20 protein-coding genes, 1 tRNA gene and 1 riboswitch are annotated in these 18,093 nt (G+C 42.5%); of the genes, 5 read left to right on the forward strand and 16 right to left on the reverse strand.

Annotated features, from left to right (window positions below; translation table 11 throughout):
- Positions 1-6: 6 nt before the first annotated feature.
- The 6 genes from AUR67_RS15575 to AUR67_RS15600 all read right to left on the reverse strand — a co-directional run bounded on the left by AUR67_RS15575 (position 7) and on the right by AUR67_RS15600 (position 5,247).
- On the reverse strand, positions 7-789 hold the full coding sequence (locus AUR67_RS15575) for a thiazole synthase (RefSeq protein WP_058585947.1): 783 nt from the start codon (positions 787-789) through the stop codon (positions 7-9).
- Between the two features lies 1 nt (position 790).
- A complete protein-coding gene (gene thiS / locus AUR67_RS15580) occupies positions 791-988 on the reverse strand; it encodes a sulfur carrier protein ThiS (protein WP_058585948.1) in 198 nt (65 codons plus the stop codon).
- Positions 989-996: 8 nt separating this feature from the next.
- A complete protein-coding gene (locus AUR67_RS15585; RefSeq protein WP_058585949.1) occupies positions 997-2,001 on the reverse strand; it encodes an FAD-dependent oxidoreductase in 1,005 nt (334 codons plus the stop codon).
- A gap of 66 nt (positions 2,002-2,067) precedes the next feature.
- Entirely contained in the window at positions 2,068-4,020 is a 1,953-nt protein-coding gene (gene thiC / locus AUR67_RS15590; protein WP_054554131.1) for a phosphomethylpyrimidine synthase ThiC, read from the reverse strand.
- 145 nt (positions 4,021-4,165) lie between these two features.
- A riboswitch (TPP riboswitch) is annotated at positions 4,166-4,267 on the reverse strand.
- Between the two features lie 64 nt (positions 4,268-4,331).
- Entirely contained in the window at positions 4,332-4,733 is a 402-nt protein-coding gene (locus AUR67_RS15595; RefSeq protein WP_054561128.1) for an META domain-containing protein, read from the reverse strand.
- 124 nt (positions 4,734-4,857) lie between these two features.
- A complete protein-coding gene (locus tag AUR67_RS15600; protein WP_054561129.1) occupies positions 4,858-5,247 on the reverse strand; it encodes an acyl-CoA thioesterase in 390 nt (129 codons plus the stop codon).
- Positions 5,248-5,370: 123 nt separating this feature from the next.
- Here AUR67_RS15600 and AUR67_RS15605 point away from each other — a divergent pair, with 123 nt between their 5' ends.
- Complete coding sequence (locus tag AUR67_RS15605) at positions 5,371-7,470, forward strand: TonB-dependent receptor (protein ID WP_058585988.1); 2,100 nt, start codon at positions 5,371-5,373, stop codon at positions 7,468-7,470.
- Positions 7,471-7,532: 62 nt separating this feature from the next.
- Here the strand turns inward: AUR67_RS15605 and epmA are convergent, their stop codons facing one another.
- Together epmA and efp are read right to left on the reverse strand one after the other, a co-directional pair.
- Positions 7,533-8,507 carry an elongation factor P--(R)-beta-lysine ligase gene (epmA, locus tag AUR67_RS15610; protein ID WP_058585950.1) on the reverse strand — a complete coding sequence of 325 codons (975 nt, stop codon included), beginning with the start codon at positions 8,505-8,507 and terminating at the stop codon, positions 7,533-7,535.
- 65 nt (positions 8,508-8,572) lie between these two features.
- Positions 8,573-9,139: an elongation factor P gene (efp, locus tag AUR67_RS15615; RefSeq protein ID WP_054554126.1), complete on the reverse strand. Its 567-nt coding sequence runs from the start codon at positions 9,137-9,139 to the stop codon at positions 8,573-8,575.
- 41 nt (positions 9,140-9,180) lie between these two features.
- Between efp and epmB the strand changes: the two genes are divergently transcribed.
- Positions 9,181-10,194: an EF-P beta-lysylation protein EpmB gene (gene epmB, locus AUR67_RS15620; RefSeq protein ID WP_058585951.1), complete on the forward strand. Its 1,014-nt coding sequence runs from the start codon at positions 9,181-9,183 to the stop codon at positions 10,192-10,194.
- Here the strand turns inward: epmB and AUR67_RS15625 are convergent, their stop codons facing one another.
- Positions 10,195-10,407, reverse strand: a complete 213-nt coding sequence (locus tag AUR67_RS15625) for a hypothetical protein (RefSeq protein WP_054554124.1) — start codon at positions 10,405-10,407, stop codon at positions 10,195-10,197.
- A gap of 72 nt (positions 10,408-10,479) precedes the next feature.
- Here AUR67_RS15625 and AUR67_RS15630 point away from each other — a divergent pair, with 72 nt between their 5' ends.
- Complete coding sequence (locus tag AUR67_RS15630) at positions 10,480-10,770, forward strand: hypothetical protein (RefSeq protein WP_054554123.1); 291 nt, start codon at positions 10,480-10,482, stop codon at positions 10,768-10,770.
- A 198-nt stretch (positions 10,771-10,968) separates the two neighbouring features.
- On the opposite strand, the gene AUR67_RS15635 is transcribed toward AUR67_RS15630, so the two are convergent.
- Entirely contained in the window at positions 10,969-11,472 is a 504-nt protein-coding gene (locus AUR67_RS15635) for a DUF3016 domain-containing protein (protein ID WP_054561135.1), read from the reverse strand.
- Positions 11,473-11,702: 230 nt separating this feature from the next.
- Between AUR67_RS15635 and galE the strand changes: the two genes are divergently transcribed.
- Positions 11,703-12,716, forward strand: coding sequence for a UDP-glucose 4-epimerase GalE (gene galE, locus AUR67_RS15640; RefSeq protein WP_058585952.1), 1,014 nt, complete (start codon positions 11,703-11,705; stop codon positions 12,714-12,716).
- Positions 12,717-12,957: 241 nt separating this feature from the next.
- On the opposite strand, the gene AUR67_RS15645 is transcribed toward galE, so the two are convergent.
- The 4 genes from AUR67_RS15645 to AUR67_RS15660 all read right to left on the reverse strand — a co-directional run bounded on the left by AUR67_RS15645 (position 12,958) and on the right by AUR67_RS15660 (position 15,097).
- On the reverse strand, positions 12,958-13,527 hold the full coding sequence (locus AUR67_RS15645; RefSeq protein ID WP_058585953.1) for a hypothetical protein: 570 nt from the start codon (positions 13,525-13,527) through the stop codon (positions 12,958-12,960).
- Positions 13,528-13,532: 5 nt separating this feature from the next.
- A complete protein-coding gene (locus tag AUR67_RS15650) occupies positions 13,533-14,036 on the reverse strand; it encodes an RNA polymerase sigma factor (RefSeq protein WP_058585954.1) in 504 nt (167 codons plus the stop codon).
- A 21-nt stretch (positions 14,037-14,057) separates the two neighbouring features.
- Positions 14,058-14,765 (reverse strand): hypothetical protein, encoded by a 708-nt coding sequence (locus AUR67_RS15655; protein ID WP_058585955.1) that lies wholly within the window; start codon positions 14,763-14,765, stop codon positions 14,058-14,060.
- A 255-nt stretch (positions 14,766-15,020) separates the two neighbouring features.
- Positions 15,021-15,097: transfer RNA gene (locus tag AUR67_RS15660), tRNA-Ile, on the reverse strand.
- Positions 15,098-15,370: 273 nt separating this feature from the next.
- Between AUR67_RS15660 and hemN the strand changes: the two genes are divergently transcribed.
- The gene (hemN, locus tag AUR67_RS15665) at positions 15,371-16,744 is read left to right on the forward strand and encodes an oxygen-independent coproporphyrinogen III oxidase (protein WP_058585956.1); all 1,374 of its coding nucleotides are present in this window, start codon (positions 15,371-15,373) and stop codon (positions 16,742-16,744) included.
- Between the two features lie 72 nt (positions 16,745-16,816).
- On the opposite strand, the gene AUR67_RS15670 is transcribed toward hemN, so the two are convergent.
- Complete coding sequence (locus AUR67_RS15670; protein ID WP_058585957.1) at positions 16,817-17,332, reverse strand: DUF2489 domain-containing protein; 516 nt, start codon at positions 17,330-17,332, stop codon at positions 16,817-16,819.
- Entirely contained in the window at positions 17,329-17,928 is a 600-nt protein-coding gene (gene yihI, locus AUR67_RS15675) for a Der GTPase-activating protein YihI (RefSeq protein WP_058585958.1), read from the reverse strand. Before yihI ends, AUR67_RS15670 begins: the two co-directional genes overlap by 4 nt.
- Between the last annotated feature and the right edge of the window lie 165 nt (positions 17,929-18,093).

Raw genomic sequence — 18,093 nt, forward strand, 5'->3', positions numbered from 1 at the left:
CACATTTTATTCTTGATGCCAAAATGGCATTCCGAGCGTCGGCGTTGACGGGCTTGCGACGTCTTTTTCTGGCATCGCTTTAGCCACATAGCTATATCGCCCCGCCTCTACAGCACTCTTAAACGCTTTACTCATCGTCACTGGGCAACCTGCACCCGCAATTGCCGAATTTAATAATACGGCATCATACCCTAATTCAAGCGCTTGGCAGGCATGAGATGGTAAACCTAAGCCCGCATCAACAATTAAAGTATGGTTTGGCAAGCGCTCACGGATCATTTTTAAGTTGTAAGGATTCAGCAAGCCTTTACCCGTGCCAATCGGTGCGCCCCAAGGCATTAGTACTTCGCAGCCTAAATCAGCGAGGCGCTGACACAGCACTAAATCATCTGTGCAATAAGGCAAAACTTTAAAGCCATCAGCCAATAAAATTTTAGTGGCTTCGAGCAATGCGATAGGATCGGGCTGTAAATTATATTCATCACCAATTAGTTCTAACTTGATCCAGTCAGTGGCAAACACTTCGCGGCACATTTGCGCCAAGGTCACTGCTTCTTTCACACTATGGCAACCCGCCGTATTTGGCAGCACCTTTAACCCAGTGTTTTTTATCAGTTGCCAAAAATCATCACCCGCAGCAGCGCTTTGCTGGCGTCTTAATGAAACCGTGACAATTTCAGCCTGTGAGGCCACTATCGAATCCTGCATAACACTAGGTGAAGGATACAATGCTGAGCCTATCAGTAACCGACTCGTAAACTGCTCACCATAAACCGAAAAACAATCCATCTTAGCCTCCTTGAATTGGCGACAATAACTCAATGCTGTCGCCTTCGTTGAGGGTTTTAGCATCGCATTGACTGCGCGGTACAAAGTCACCATTAACGGCAACGGCAAAAGGAGGTCTTGCACCAAACTGGCTCAACGCTTGAGTGAGCGATGTATTCTCGCTTACTGTAACTGACTGACCATTAATTAAAATATTCATTTTTATCCTTAAGCAATTAAGCTTACTGCATCATCAACCACCTGAGGCGCAAGTAGATAGCCATGACGATATAAGCCATTAATACTGATCACTCGACCTTGTTTTGTGACTTTCGGACGGTTGTCTGCAAACGCAGGGCGAAGCCCAGATTGCAAGCTCTCGATACGCCCTTCAGCAAAGCCGCTATGCACCGTATAAGCAGCAGACAATAACTCCAGCGCCGAGCGCACGGTGACTTTACCGCGGTCTTGCGATTCGATTTCAGTCGCACCAATCACAAATTGATGGTTTGGCTTAGGAGCAATATAAATTGGGTAACGCGGATGCATCAGTCGTATCGGTCTGGTTAGATTCACCTCTGGTGCATATAAACGCGCCACCTCCCCTCTTACTCCACGCAGTAAGGGTTCAGCCTGTTTTGCACCTAAGCCGCGACAATCAAATACATAATCATAGCTTTGGCCATTCACTTGATGGGCGTTCAATTCAACTTTACAGCCAAAGTTAAATTGCACTCCTTGCGAGGTAAGCTTTTTAAAACTAGCGCTATAAAATGCTTGATTATCGAGCTGCCCCTCACAAGGTAAATACACACCTTGATGGAAACGCCCAGCTAGTTCTGGCTCAAGATCAGCGATTTGAGTGCCAACCAATGCCTGTGCCTGATAGCTTTCAAGCGGTTTCAAGCGGCTCACAAAACTTTGTAAATCGCCCTTATCTTGCTGATGAGCAACCACTAAACTGCCTGTTTGTTGAAAATACACAGCGTCATCGAGCTCACTTAAAATTTGCTGCCAACGCGTGATGCTATTAAGTCCTTGTAGGGCTAAATCCTGTTCACACAGGACTGATTCTGCAAGAGGGGCTAACATTGCTGCAGCAACGCTACCGGCACTGTTGCTAGCATGTTCATCATCTTGCTCAAACACACTTAACTGATGCTCTTTAGCAAGTGCTAATGCAGTTAAACGGCCAGTTAAACCAAAACCCAGTATCGCTATCTTTAATGACATAAACTTTCTAGGCGCTAGGCTCTAGGTAAAAACCCAGAGCCTATCGCTGATGCCTAGCTCCATCAATTAAACGGCTTTGTGGTAAATCTCAGAGCCTGTTTTTTTGAACTCGTCTGATTTCGCTTTCATTTCGGCTTCAACATCGACCATTTTGATTTCGATAGCATCACCTACGTTATTCGGATCTATGCCTCTTGCCTCAAGATCTTTGGCGTAATCACGTACTTCTTGAGTGATCTTCATCGAGCAGAACTTAGGGCCACACATAGAGCAGAAGTGTGCAATCTTGCCTGATTCTTGTGGCAGTGTTTCGTCGTGATATTCGCGGGCGCGTTCAGGGTCTAAACCTAGGTTAAATTGGTCGTGCCAACGGAACTCAAAGCGCGCTTTTGATAATGCGTTGTCACGCTCTTGCGCACCCGGGTGACCTTTTGCCAAATCGGCAGCATGAGCAGCAATTTTGTAAGTGATTAAACCTTCTTTAACGTCTTCTTTGTTTGGTAAGCCTAAATGCTCTTTAGGGGTTACATAACAAAGCATAGCGCAGCCGTACCAAGCAATTTGCGCAGCGCCAATACCTGATGTGAAATGATCGTACCCCGGTGCAATATCCGTGGTTAATGGACCAAGAGTATAAAACGGTGCTTCTTCACAGTGTTTAAGCTGCTCTTCCATGTTCTCTTTGATCATATGCATTGGCACATGGCCAGGGCCTTCAATGAACACTTGCACATCATGTTTCCAAGCAAGTTTTGTCAGCTCACCTAAAGTACGTAATTCGCTGAACTGGGCTTCGTCATTAGCGTCAGCAATAGAGCCCGGACGCAAGCCATCACCTAATGAGAAACACACATCATACTGTTTTAAAATTTCACAGATTTCTTCAAAGTGCGTGTATAAGAAGTTTTCTTTATGGTGCGCTAAACACCATTTCGCCATGATTGAGCCACCACGGGAAACAATACCGGTAACACGCTTTGCCGTCATTGGCACGTAACGCAGTAATACTCCAGCGTGAATGGTAAAGTAATCCACACCCTGTTCTGCTTGTTCAATCAAAGTATCGCGGAAAATCTCCCACGTTAGGTCTTCAGCCACACCGTTTACTTTTTCAAGCGCTTGATAGATAGGTACGGTACCAATTGGCACAGGCGAATTACGTACTACCCACTCACGGGTTTCGTGAATATAGCGACCCGTTGATAAGTCCATTACCGTGTCGGCGCCCCAACGAGTCGACCACACCATTTTTTCTACTTCTTCTTCGATTGATGAAGTCACCGACGAATTACCAATATTCGCGTTCACTTTAACTAAGAAGTTTCGGCCGATGATCATCGGCTCAGTTTCTGGATGGTTGATGTTGTTAGGAAGCACGGCGCGGCCACGGGCAATTTCATCACGCACAAATTCAGGGGTAATAAAATCAGGAATACTAGCGCCAAACGATTCGCCTTTGTGCTGGGCCGCAAGTAACTCTTCACGAATTTTAGCGCGTCCCATGTTTTCACGGATCGCCACATATTCCATTTCAGGCGTCACAATGCCTTGTCGCGCATAATGCATTTGTGTAACGTTTTTGCCAGCTTTTGCACGGCGGATCTTTGGTAGATGTTCAAAGCGGATATGATCTAACCCTTCATCTGCCATTCGCTGTTGAGAAAATTGCGAAGTCACTGAGTCTAAAATTTCAGTGTCGCCGCGGCTTTCAATCCACTTTTCACGGTATTTCTCAAGGCCCTTGCGCACATCAAGTTTAAAATCTGGGTCAGTGTATGGGCCCGAAGTATCGTAAACACGAATTGGCGCATTAGATTCAAATACTGGGTTTTCTTCTGTACCACCGATAAAGGTATCGCTGAGAGTGATTTCACGCATCCCTACTCGTACATTGTCTTGTGTACCTTCTACATAAACTTTATGAGAATTAGGAAACGGTTGCCCCGTTAAGTTATAAATATAATCTGATGCAGCCGCGCGGACTTCGCGGCGAGATGGTTTAGTTGTTGTGTTTGACATGACTTACCTCATTGCTTTAAGGGTTGTCTTGTCAGATATTGCAAATGCAATAGAGAGTGGCAAACGCCATTGGATCGTCAATAAGCTAAGTGCTTACTAGTGCAGCCTGTGCCGCTTATGCCCCAAAAATTTGGCGCACAAGCGCCCAGTGAGGCAGCTTGTTCCCTACGCAGGTGTTAGCCTGATCAGGTTCACGGATCCCGCTTTCGCGATCTCAGCCTTATTTAAGGCACTCCGACAAGTATAGATTCGTTTCTTTTAAAACGCCCTGAGTGTACGCCAGTTAAAAAATTGCTGCAAGCTCAGCCACTTTAGTTTTTTGCAATGAAGGTAAAATGGTGCTCGCCTTGTAGGGTAAGTTGCTCACCAGTTAAAGTAATGGCTGCGCCTTCTTTTAGCGCTGACAGTAATTGCTGCTCAAGCGCATCAACTTGCTCACCACAAGATTTACGTGTCATACCTAACTTATTTACTGTTAGCGTATCTTCGCTGAGCGCACCTTCACCAAAAAATTTATTACAGCCAGCAAAGCCGTTAACCTGCATCGCTTCGATAAAACGCAGCGAGGCTGTTTGGGATACAGGAATGGCTAAACCATTCACTTTTGATAATTGCCACTGTGTATATTTTAATTGCTCACTAGTGACTGTCCCTGTCGATGAGCAGCCCATGCAAAATAATACTAAAAGGAGGGGCAAGGCTACTAACTTCATATTTTTTTACGATTCAAATTTCAATGTAGTAATAATAACAACATTTAACGCAATTGATCGTTAAAAAAACATGTTTTATCTGTAAAAAATTGTTCTAAGTTAGCTTTTTAAATAACAACGCAGACTATTTGAATAAGTTATCGACTTCTTCTGGTAAAAAAGGACGACCTTTTTCATTTACCGACGTGCCAATCACCAAAGCTTGCAGCATCACTTTATCGTCATGTTTACGATACACCGTTTGCCTAAAAGCAAACTTTAAACGGCTGATACGCTCAGGCTCAACGGCAACGTAAAACTCATCGCCCGGCACTAGTGATGCCTTGTAATCCATTTCGCTACGCAGCACGACAAGGTTTACTTTTTCTCTTGCTAGCTTTGCAAAATCGATACCTTGAGCATGTAAAAACTCATGGCGAGCATGCTCTAGATAATTAAAATAAACACTGTTATTAACAATGCCTTGTAAATCACACTCATAATCACGCACTTTAAAGTCTACTTTAAAGGTCATAGTCGTATTCCTAATCAATTTACGTATAATTGCCTGCGTTTATACCATAAAAATTGATTTTATAGCCATTTGGCTAGCTAGGTTGCTAGAATAGCAGTCCCGAAAATGGAGTTAAGTATCCGCATGAAACGACGTTTATCATTATTATCTGCTGCCATCCTGCCTTTATTTGCAGCATCTTCAATTGCTTACGCTGAAGACGGTGATCTAGAAACGATTGAAGTTACCGGTGATTTCAAAAGAGAAAGCATTCAAACCCTTAGTGCCAGCGCAAGCTTGTTTTCTGATCATGAAATCAATCAACGTGGTGCAAAGTTTTTAGATGAGATGCTTGCTAGTGCAGCGAATGTAAACTTTACCTCTGGTGCATCTCGTGGTCGTTTCGTGCAAATTCGTGGTGTTGGTTTACGCTCACAGTTTGTTGACCCTATTAATCCTTCGGTTGGCTTAGTGATCGACGGTATTAACTACTCTGGTTTAGGCGGCAGTTCACTGTTATTTGATATCGACCAAGTTGAAATTTATCGCGGCCCACAAGGGACTCGCTTTGGTGCTGATGCCTTAGCAGGCATGATTCAAATGGAATCTGCAACACCCACTCTTGACCCAAGTGTGAAAATACAATTAGGTGCTGGCAACTACAACAGCTATGAAGCAGGTATTGCCGCAGGTACGGGTATTACCGACGACACTGCAGTACGCGCCAGCATTTATCAACGTGAGTCTGATGGTTATGTAGAAAACCGTTATTTAGGTGAAGATACCCAGCAACAAGATGAGCTTGTTTCTCGCTTTAAGTTACATAGCCAATTAACTGATCACCTACGCACAGAGCTCAATGTACATTACATCGATATCAATAACGGCTATGACGCCTTCACACTAGATAACAGCCGTTACAGTGTTGCTGATGAGCCAGGCCAAGACAACCAAGAAAGCATTGCGGTTGGTTTAGCAAACATATACACCGGCTTTGACTTTTTTGATGTTAGCCTAAACCTATCTGGTATCGACAGTGAGCTGTTATATAGCTTTGACGAAGACTGGGTGTGTAATGATGAAGCCCAACCTGAATTATGTGCTGCAGGCTTGCATGAGTGGGGCTATAGCTCAACAGATACTTATTTGCGCGATCGCCAAGATCAGGCAGCCGAACTACAATTTAGCGGCAAGTCTGGTGAATGGGTTGCCGGTATTTACTACCAAGGCCGCGAAGTTGACTTAGAACGCCAATACACTTGGCTTGCGCAACCATTTGCATCAAATTATGAAACCAGCAATATTGCTGCATACGGTCAATTAGCAACGCCTATCGGCCCAAAAACAACTTTAATTACAGGTCTGCGTGTTGAACAGTATCAAGGTGACTACACCGACAATAACGGTTTTATTGAAGAAACCGATGATGTAATGGTGGGCGGTAAGCTTGCACTTGAATACCAAGTCATTGATCGCACTATGATCTACACCAGCATTACTCGTGGCTATAAGGCTGGCGGTATTAACTCTGAAGCGTTAGCAAAAGCAAAAGACGAAGGCTTAAACCTAGATGCTGATTTCTTTGCTAATCACACATCATTTGCCCCTGAATACCTATGGAGCGGTGAATTTGGTGTGAAAGGCAGCTCTCTGGACGATAAGTTTGTGTTACGTCTTGCCGCTTTCTACATGTACCGTGAAGATATGCAGCTAAAATCGTGGCAAGTTGAAGGCCAAAAATTCACAGGCTATATCGATAACGCAAGCTCTGGAGAAAACTACGGTTTAGAAATTGAAGGCAGCTTCCAAGCTACTGACAATTTGCTACTAACAGGTAGTGCAGGTTATCTACATACAGAAATCAATGACTTTGTTGCGCAATCAGGCCTAGATCAAGATGGTCGAGATCAAGCACAAGCACCTAAATACCAATATGCATTCACTGCGCGTTATAACTTTACGCCAGCACTTTATGCATCAATTGGTGTAGAAGGTAAAGATGATTACTACTTCTCTGATAGCCATAACTCACAAGCACCAAGCACTAATTTAGTGAATGCTTCATTTGGTTATGAAAGTGATAATTGGAGCATTAATGCATGGGCACGTAACTTATTTGACGAAGACGTACCAACTCGTGGTTTTGAGTTTGGTAACGACCCATTAGATGGTTACACCACTCATACATACACACAGCTTGGCGAACCTATGGTTGCCGGTGTGACATTTATTTACGAGCTATAAGCAATTAGGTGCTAGGCTTTTTTACCTAGCACCCAAACACCTAGAGCCTAGAGCCAAATAAGTTAAGCCCTTTCAACATCAAAGGCGAGTACGTCTTTAATCTTTTGTTTATTCGTTGCCAGCATAATGAGTCGATCAATACCCAGTGCGACACCCGCACATTGTGGTAAGCCATGCTCTAGTGCAGCTATTAAACGCTCATCCATTGGCACTTGCTTTAAGCCATTTACTTCACGGTACTGATTATCTTCACTAAAACGAGCTGCTTGCTCTTTGCCATTGGTCAGCTCATTAAAGCCGTTTGCCAGTTCCATATTTTTAAAATATAACTCAAAGCGCCCTGCTACTCGCTCATCGTGCTGACAAATTTGGGCAAGAGCTGCTTGCGAAGCTGGAAAATGATAAACAAAACAAGGCTTTTCTTGGCCAATCGTTGGCTCTACCTTCATACAAAATAATAGCTGTAACAAGGTATCGCGGTGCGTTTCATTCGCAGCAATATCGGCAAAGCCCTGCTCTGTTGCTAGTTGCTGCAATGTGCTGATATCAGCAGTTAAAGGATCAACACCTAAGGCGTTTACAAAGGCTTGCTGATAAGTGAGTCGCTCTGCGCTTTCTACGCCAAGCACTAATTGCATAAGCTCATCCATTTCATCCATAAGCGCAAATTCATCAAAACCCGGACGATACCACTCAAGCATTGTAAATTCAGGATTATGATGACTACCCGCCTCTTCATTACGAAAGGCTTTGCATAGCTGGAAAATAGCCCCAGAGCCTGCAGCAAGTAAACGCTTCATGGCAAACTCAGGTGACGTTTGCAAATAAAGTGGTAAGCCACCAGCATGACCAGGACCAACAAACTCGGTACTAAATGTCGCTAAATGCACATCGGTTACACTGGCCGCACTTAAGCTTGGCGTTTCAACCTCCATAACATCACGTGCATAAAAGAACTCGCGAATACGGCGGATGATAGCGGCACGGTGGCGTAAAGTTTCAATATCGGCGCTTGGTTGCCAAAGGACATTAGACATAGTGTTTCCCAAAAAAAATCCCAGCAGAAGCTGGGATTTTATAATAAATTGCTTAACAAAGCCTGTTACTTAACACGGCTCACGTATTCACCGCTACGTGTATCAACTTTGATCACTTCGCCGATTTGTACGAATAGAGGAACACGAACAACAGCACCTGTGCTTAATGTTGCTGGTTTACCGCCAGTACCCGCTGTATCACCTTTTAGACCTGGATCTGTTTCAGTGATTTCTAATTCAACGAAGTTTGGTGGAGTCACTGCGATTGGGCTACCGTTCCAAAGCGTGATTGTACAAACGTCATTTTCAACTAACCATTTTGCATTGTCGCCAAGCGCTTTTTCGTCAGCAGCGATTTGCTCAAATGTTTCGTTGTTCATGAAGTGCCAGAACTCACCGTCAGTGTATAGATACGCTAAATCTGTATCCATTACGTCTGCACCTTCAACTGATTCACCTGACTTGAATGTTTTTTCTAGTACTTTACCTGTGATAAGTTTACGAATACGAACACGGTTAAACGCCTGGCCTTTACCTGGTTTTACCATTTCATTTTCTAAGATGCTGCAAGGTTCGCCGTCTAACATAATTTTTAGGCCGCCCTTGAACTCATTGGTGCTATAATTCGCCATCGTTTCCTCTGTCTAAATAATTTCGAGTAATCTACGTGTCAATGATACAAAGAAATGAAGTAAATTTGCATAAAAACTGGCAAAAAGAATTGGCAAATGTTGTCACTTGTCCTGAACGCTTGCTAGAAATGCTAGGATTATCAAGCAAAGTAGACGAAAAAGACCTCAAAGCACGCAGTCTTTTTCCTGTCCGCGTGCCGCTGCCTTTCATCAAAAAAATGCGTTATGGCGACATAAACGACCCTCTTTTGCTGCAAGTGATGCCAAGACACCAAGAATTTTTAGCAAAAACAGGTTACGACAAAGATCCTCTAAAAGAGCAAGATAACAACCAACCTGGTTTGTTACACAAGTATCGCTCTCGGGTTTTAGTGATGTTTAAAACCGGCTGTGCCGTAAATTGCCGTTATTGTTTTAGACGCCATTTTCCTTATCAAGAAAACCAATTAAACAAACGCAGCTTGATTGACGCACTGGCTTACATAAAAGCAGACAGCAACATCAACGAAGTCATTTTAAGTGGTGGCGATCCATTGATGGCCAAAGACGATGCTGTTAGTTGGTTTATGGATGAGTTAGAGCAGCTTCCGCAAATTAAACGCATGCGTATTCACAGCCGCTTACCTGTTGTGATCCCTGCAAGAATTACCGATGAGCTATGTGCACGCTTTGCTGCATCGCCCTTAAAGGTGGTGTTTATAAATCATATCAATCACGCTAACGAAATTGATGATGACTTTAAAGCGGCCATGCAAAGGTTAAAAGCTGCAGGGGTTACGTTATTAAATCAGGCGGTGTTACTAAAAGATGTGAATGATTCTGTCGAGTCGCAAGTTGCACTAAGTGAAGCGCTATTTGAGGCAGATATACTTCCTTACTACTTACATCTACTAGATAAAGTTGAGGGTGCTAGCCATTTTGATATAGCTGAGAGTCAGGCACGGGAAATCGTGACGGCTATGCTAGCTGCATTGCCGGGGTTCTTAGTTCCTAAGTTGGTGCGCGAGATCGGCGGCGAAAAAAGTAAAACGCCTATCGATCTCAATATACTTTAGCTAAACGTATACGTTTACGTTGTTACCTAGTGTCGCAGTTACCGACTTAGCAGGTGTTTGTGCAGCACTGGTGTTCATTGCTGCACCTTCGATAAGTGCAAGTGCCGCAGCACCATCAGCCTTTTGCTGTTTTTTAGCAAGCGATGCGCTGTAAACTTCTGCGCTTTCGCCACCGCCACTCATCGCTGGTAAGCTTGATCCTGATATATTCATAGTTCATTACCTGACTTTTTATGACAATCCACGTACTATATCGGCATTGCAGTCTAAAGCTTTAGGAAAAAAATGGATTCAATTATTGAACAACTCAATGCTAACCTAAAAATCGTTTATCGTCAGGCACTTGATGCTGATAAAAAATTAGATGATTTACAGCAGCAAGGCCATGGCAAATTCAAAGCCTTATTTGCAAAAGATGCTGGCTTTGATTTTGAAGCGAAACGCTTTAAACCTTACGTTCTCGATGTTGCTGCTGATGTAGAAAGCTTAAGCAACGACGGTATGGACGAAGAAAAACTGAAAAAAACCGTTATTAAACTGCAACAGTTATTACAACTGCTAGCGACGTTTAAGTAACGTAGAAGCCTCTATTTTATTTATTGTAAATAGAGGCTATCGCGCGAAATAAATTTCACGCCTACATGTGGGGGTAGCTTTGGCCGTTAATTGTTTTTCGGCGTTAAAACGCCTCCCACGATAGAGGTCTTTTACAAGACCAACAAACAACACAGTTCAACTTTAAACTGACGGCTTAAGGCTTACAGCTTAAAGTTATCATTCACCCAAATTTAACGACGGCAGTAACTCATCTTCAAACCAATCAGTGATTAAGCGCTTGTCGTAATAATAGGCTTCATCGCGCCCCATTTTCATACGATCCATGAAGCCCATGTCTTTAAGCTTTACATCGTTTGCTTCACTTATCACTTTACCGTCTTTGTCGGTAATCGAATAATTTAGGTCGATACGCGGGAAATAAATTGGCTTAACGATACGTAATTCATTCATAGTACCAAAACGCACATCACCCGCTAGGTCGAGCTCAGTCACTTCAACATTGAAGGTGTAGCCTTCAGGTAACTTTTCAGCAAGTTTATTAAAGTGTTTTTCAAAATTCTTTGCCACATTTTTATGAAATGAACCTTTCGGTGAGTTGTTACCAGGTTCTACATCGCGGTAATCGTTAAAGTCATGCCATTTAACTTTTGCTTCTCCTGCGTGAGCAAAAGCGGGTAGTGCAATGACCATTGCTAAGGCAATTTTTTTTACTGTATTCATCTGTTTCTCCACTTAACAGGTATAGCTAATGATTAAATTTTAGCTGCTGACAATTAACTATAGCTTAATATCTAAACACTTAGGTGTAACCAATATGGTGCAAAATGTAATCAAAAACAAGCGATTCATATTTTTGCTTTATCGCCGTAAATCACAATTAATTCATGTAATTTAGGCCGAAATGTGATGAAATAAGGCTAATTCAACCAGGTATAGTTCATGGATATTTTATGACCATTTTAGTCACCGGCGGAGCCGGATACATCGGTTCTCACACCGTATTAGAGTTATTACAACAAGGCTCTGACGTTGTTGTACTCGACAACTTAAGCAATTCATCAAATGAGTCATTGGCTCGCGTAAAAAAAATAACAGGCAAAGACGTCACGTTTTATCAAGGTGATATTTTAGATAGAGCCTGCTTAGACAAAATCTTCAGTGAACATACTATTGATAGTGTTATTCACTTCGCAGGTTTAAAAGCGGTTGGTGAATCGGTTGTAAAACCTATCGAGTATTATCAAAACAACGTACAAGGTACACTGACTCTGGTTGATGCTATGCGTGATGCTGGCGTATTTAAGTTAGTATTTAGCTCATCAGCAACGGTTTACGGTGACCCTGCAAGCTTGCCAATTCGTGAAGACTTCCCAGTTGGCGGCACGACTAACCCGTATGGCACATCAAAGCTTATGGTAGAGATGATGCTACAAGATATCGCAAAATCAGATGAACGCTTTGCCTTTGTTATCCTACGTTACTTTAACCCTGTCGGCGCACATGAGTCTGGTCTTATTGGTGAAGACCCAAATGGTATTCCTAACAACTTATTACCTTATATTTCGCAAGTAGCTGTGGGTAAGCTGGAAAAGCTAGGTGTATTTGGGGATGACTACGATACTGTAGATGGTACAGGTGTTCGTGACTATATCCATGTCGTTGATTTAGCATTAGGTCACTTAAAAGCGCTGAACCGAATTGCAAGTGATACAGGTGCGCACGTATTTAACCTAGGCACAGGTAATGGTTATTCAGTACTGCAAATGGTTACCGCTTTTGAGAAAGCCAGCGGTCAAGCCGTACCATACCAAATTTCGCCGCGTCGAGCGGGCGATATTGCAGCTTGCTACGCAGCTCCAGAAAAAGCGTTAAAAGAGCTTGGCTGGCAAGCTGAGCGTGGTATCGATGAGATGATGCAAGATACATGGCGCTGGCAAAGCAATAACCCGAACGGTTACAAATAGTCAGACAAATTATAAGGCCGATGTTCACACATCGGCTTTTTAATTTGATGAGGCTTTCTTAAGCTGCGCAATACCCCAGAAAAGTATCCCAGCCCCCGTGCACGATAAGAAAAAGAACAACCCTAAGCCGACAGGCGATCCCCAAAACAAAATACTGTATAAAACTTCCATCTCTATATCCTTTAATATTATTTGAATAGTAAGTTATATAAGTTTTAGGAATAGCTCGTCAAGTCGCTCATCAGCGCATCGCTTGAATACTCTCAAGCGCTACAGCTAGCTGAGTTTTTAGTTTTTTATAGCGTATATAAACAACCAGCACGATAATACCATTTATACCTAGCTGGATAAGCCATAGGCTGTATGTTTTAAACATAACCATATTAAACAAGGCAACGATTAGCAAAGCACACCAAAGCACAACGCAGCCAATAAAACTCACATACCAGTAATGAACTTGGTGCTTCAGCTGATTCTCTTTAAAATTAAGCATTGCATTGACGTCTAGCGTTTCTGCTCGCCAAAGCTTTCGTCTTAAACGGTATGACCAAATTCCAAAACCTAAAGGAATAGGTACTAATAGCGCAAACATAATGGTTTCATAGGTATTTTTTGCCTCAAACAACATGGCGTAAATACAAAATACGGTTACCACAACACCTAAAAATGAGTCGATTAACCCTTTTAGCTTTAACTTAGTTCGCGACTTTTGTGTTTGTGCTATTAACGCTGCACTATCCACTTTCGGCGTTGCCTGCACGAATGCCTGCTGCCACTTAGCTAATTGATCATCTGCTTCGAATTTATCCACGTTATTTACTCCATTAGGCTCGCAAGTTGTTGTCTTGCCCTACTTACACGTTTAGCAACCGCGTCTTCAGACAGTCCCAGCGTTTGAGCTATCTCACTTTGATTAAACCCTTCAAGCTGTAAGGCAAGCACCTGTCGGTATTTCAGCGTTAATTTACGAAGGGCAGCCATTAAATCTAAACTGTCGTCTGGTGATTTATGCGCACTTAAGGCTTGGGTGTAATCAATACTTTCAGAGCTTGCCACCTCTTTGCGGTTTTGCTCTTTTATCACATGATCAACCGCTTTATTATGAGCTATTCGGGCAATATAGGTTTTTATGCTGGCATCGCCACGAAAGGCAACATCGGGTGATGAGTCATTACTTTCAAAAGCGCGCCAAACAGCCAGCGACATCTCTTGAATTAGCTCATCTTGTAGCGCTTGATTGATCTCGTAGGTTGCAGCAACACGCGCCAACAGCGGCGCGTATTCATTCAGCAATGTGTTTATTTGAACATCAGCTTTCACTGTACTTCCGTGTTTTTATTATTATTTGAACAAACGATTATAGGCACAAAAGTAGGTACATGCTAACACCGGCCCTACCAACAACATAGGTAAAAGACTATAAGGGGCAGTAAAGGTAACGAGCATATTAATCAAACAAAGCATGCTTAATGGTTTAATCACCTTTAGTGCCGTTGTAATGCCTTCTTTAACAGCTGCACTAAGCGAAGCATTGTTTAAAAGTAACAGAGGTACCACAAACATAAGCAACATATTTACAGGAACAATTGATACAAACATGACCCCTACGCGCCAGCGCTCAACATCAACAAACTGACCTGACAATAAAGCCGATAACTGCTCACTACCAATCAAAGCACTCCCTACTGCAAATTGCACCAGCGCCAGTAAAATACCAACAACTGACCACACGGCAACTCGCCCCCACTTAGCCCATGTTGCATTGTGATTAAATGAAAAGCCTTGCTGATTATTCAGGTTAAATAACAAAGGCCACACCGTTGCCATTAACATAGGCGCTAACCACTTTGATACCGTTAAACCTGTAGGTGCAGGTAATAGCTGCACTAAACCTGGCACAATAGCGAACAGCGTCATAAGTAAAAAAAGTTTAAACGGTGCTTTTTTAAATAGCCCCCAACCTTCTTTTAACCAAAGAGCAGCATCACTAAATGGTGCATTTGTTGAATCAAGTTTTAGCGTATTCACAGTTGATGTTGTAGTCGTCATGAGTTTGTCCTTTTCGTAAAAATAGATACATAAGACACTGCCTATTGCTACCACCGAATAGAACAACTTCGTGTCATTTGCAGCTATAGACGAGACAAACACAGAAAACCTGACAAAATATTTTTAAAAAATTAAAAATAATTTTATTTCGTTGAATTTTAAAGATAAAAAAGAGGGGAACAATAGTGGAACGCAGCTATTTAAGATAGATTTAAGCTTTGATTTTTGGGTTTTAGGATTTTTACAGAGAGAAAATGGTGGCCCCTCCCAGACTTGAACTGGGGACCTAACGATTATGAGTCGTGTGCTCTAACCAACTGAGCTAAGGGGCCATTGTATTAGCGAAAGCTAAATTTTTTGATGCGTTTAGCAGGTTTAACTGACTAAAGCGGGATGCAGTATAAAAAGTTTTTGTAACCTTGTCACTAGCAAAACCTTTTATTTTAACAATCACTAAATCAACTGCTCAAATAGTAAACTCTTTGTTTTTACAACGACCTTAAAGCATGCCGATTAGTTTCTAGCCTCCGACATTGTTCTAGATCAAATAGCTAAATCACTAAACTCGTTAAAATAGCCGCTCAATCAATTGCGGAGTGCTGACTGTGATAAATTTACCAAGCTGGGATCAATCTCTGATCAACAAGTACAATATTTCTGGGCCTCGATATACATCTTACCCAACAGCATTGTCTTTAGCTGACGGTTATAACCAACAAGATATGATTAACGCGATTGCGGCGTCGAAAAGCCGTTCTTTATCTTTGTATATCCATATCCCTTTTTGCAGTCAGCTTTGTTATTACTGTGGTTGTAATAAGGTGATCACTCGTCATCAATCTAAAGCCGATTTATACCTAGATAATTTAGCGCTTGAAATTGCTGAGCAAGCAACGCTTTTTGCCGATTATAACGTTGAGCAACTGCATTTAGGGGGTGGAACGCCAACGTTCTTATCGGCAGAGCAAATGAGCCGCTTAATGGCATTGGTTGAGCAGCATTTTAATTTTGCTGATGATGCTGAGCGCGGTATTGAGATTGACCCTCGTTCTTTAGCTGATGGCATGCTAGTACACCTACGTCAGCTTGGCTTCAATCGTGTCTCATTTGGTATTCAAGATTTCAATGATGATGTGCAACTGGCAGTTAATCGCCCGCAAAGCGTGCAATCTGTAAAAGGTTTGATTAGTGAGGCTCGTGAACTTGGCTTTAAATCTATTAATGCCGATATGATTTACGGTTTGCCACTGCAAACACCAGAGAGCTTTAAAGAGACAATTGCACAGCTGATTGAGTTAAACCCTGATCGCGTGTCGGTATTTAACTATGCTCACTTACCAGACAGATTCGCTGCACAGCGTAAAATTAAAGATGCTGACTTACCATCTGCGGGCGATAAGCTCACTATGTTCAAAAATACCCTTGAGCAGATGTTAGCGGCGGGTTATCAGTTTATTGGTATGGATCACTTTGCCCGCAAAGACAATGAATTGGCAATTGCACAAAACGCAGGCCAATTACATCGTAATTTCCAAGGTTACACAACGCATGGCCAATGTGACTTATTAGGTTTGGGTGTGTCATCTATTTCGCAAATAGGCAATGCCATCTTACAAAACGAAAAAGAGCTAAAGCACTATTACAAAGCCGTGCAAGAAGGCTTTGGCAGTGCAATCTGTAAAGGTGTTGCTTTAACTGATGACGATACATTACGTGCAGCGGTTATAAAACAATTAATCTGCCAGTTTGAGCTGGATATTCCAGCAATCGAAAAACAGTTTAATATTAACTTTGCCAGCTACTTCTGCGAGGCACTACAGGCACTCGACCCATTACTAGCTGATGGCTTGGTGTCTGTTAGCCAAGATAAGATCACAGTAACAGCTCGCGGTAATTTATTTATTCGTATTATTTGTATGTGCTTTGATGCGCACCTACAACAACAAATCAAGCAAACTCGTTTCTCACGAGTTATTTGATATCATCACGCCCAACAAAAAGCAGAGCCTAGGCTCTGCTTTTTATTTTGTTTAATTCAACGATACGTCAACTTAATTGAATACTACGTTTTCACTGCCTGGAGCGGCTTTAAACTCTTCAATTATACGTGCACAATCCGCTTTAATTTCATCGCTATGCTGCTCTTCAGCACGCCAGCGGGTAGTGTCCATTTTAAAAATCTCTTTTTTAGAGTATTTCTTACGGGCATCGTGCGTTGGCATATCTTTTACAACTTCGTACATTTTAAATATGCCTGGGTAGCGCTCACTTAGCTCAAACTCTTCTGCAAAGCTGTATTGAGAGATCAGCACCCAAATACGTAAGCAGCCTTCTGAGAACTCACATTGCTCTTCATTCATTGCACGGGCAATTAAATGAATGCTATCGGCTAACTTTGCATTACGCTTTGCTTTTGATGCCGCAAGCTTTTGCTCATGCTCAGCTTGCTTCTTGGCGATAAGCTTATTTTGCTCTTTTAATTTATACAGAAGTTGCCCTGCATAAAACGCAAGCCCTGCGATAATTGCCGCACCAATTACGATGGCAATAATCAAGGTTGTGCTCATCGCTCATCCTCATCTTCGTCATCAAACCATTCATTGGCTAAGTCATCAGATAAGTACTTATCGAAGTCAGATTCACCTTCATCAAATGAATCATCTTCAAAGTCATCTTCGTACTCGTCTTCATCTTCAATGCCTAATAACTCACACAGTGCTTGGTGGCGAGCAATACGGCTATTGAAGTACTTAGCGTCTTTACCTGTTAATAACTCACCGCGCTCATGACGCTCAACCAGCTTAAGTAGACGCTCGTCATTCTCTAGCGCTTCTAACTCTTGCTCTGGCGTTAACTCAGGCTCAGCCACTTTCTTAAGCTCAACCATAGGTTTTAAGTTGCGTTTCATTTCAACTTTCGGCTCAGCCTTAGGCGCAACTAAAGAAACCGGCTTTTTACTACCAACACGCTTATCTTTAGGTTGATTGTTTGCAGCAGTGTTTTCTGCATTTTGTGCATCAGGTGCATTTCGAGAGCCAGGTTTAGCACCTTTGGTCTTTTTAACTCGCTGCTCTTTTAACGCGCGCATCTCTCTAAGCTTTTCTTTGCTCAGACGTACAGGACCATTCGATGGAATTTTACGCGACTTTTTCTTTCTACTCATATCTTGATCATCTCACTTAAGAGGTTGTGCACAACGCCTTTGTGGCATTGTAATGCTGGCATAACCAGAAGAATTCGATGTGCGGATGTGGTTGGTCAACTTGACGAACTGCGCACTTTTCATACTTTTAGTACAAACGGTGGCTATTGTAACAGGACAAATAAA

It is taken from the genome of Pseudoalteromonas sp. XI10 (assembly GCF_001469895.1).
Taxonomy (GTDB): Bacteria; Pseudomonadota; Gammaproteobacteria; order Enterobacterales; family Alteromonadaceae; genus Pseudoalteromonas.